Annotated in this window: 1 protein-coding gene; it reads right to left on the bottom strand. The window is 34.8% G+C overall.

Annotation, left to right across the window (positions count from 1 at the left end):
- Nucleotides 1-111: 111 nt before the first annotated feature.
- Nucleotides 112-431, bottom strand: a 320-nt coding sequence (locus tag KJQ99_RS09850; RefSeq protein WP_214150732.1) for a recombinase family protein, incomplete at its 5' end; no start/stop codon positions are given.

Below are 431 nucleotides of genomic sequence, written 5' to 3'. Positions count from 1 at the left end.
TAATATATTTTGAACAATGCCATTCAACTTTTTATTATACACGTATCTGCGCTTTAATTTACTTACACAATACGGGCATACCAGTTTTCCACTCAAGGTATATCTTTTCTGTTATTTGTTATCCCCGGTCTGAATGTTCTTTTTAATTATGTGATTTACCATCATCTCATGTGCTTGCTGCCTTTCTTCCTCACTCACTATCGTTTCATGATTTTCTGTCACATAATAGCTTTTTACTTCTCCATCATTTTTATGCGACCGATTTTTCACATTATCAGGTGTATAATACTTCTGGATATGAAAGTCACCCTTGTACTTTTCGTTTTTTAACATATTCCTGATTGTTGCCGAATCCCATTTTACTCCGGTAACCGTTTTAATGCCTTCTTCATTTAACTTATTAGCGATTCTATGACAGCCCTCTCCGGAAA

This window comes from Campylobacter sp. 2018MI13, from assembly GCF_018501135.1.
Classification (GTDB): Bacteria; Campylobacterota; Campylobacteria; order Campylobacterales; family Campylobacteraceae; genus Campylobacter_E.
This window is presented reverse-complemented; position numbering and strand designations above follow the sequence as displayed.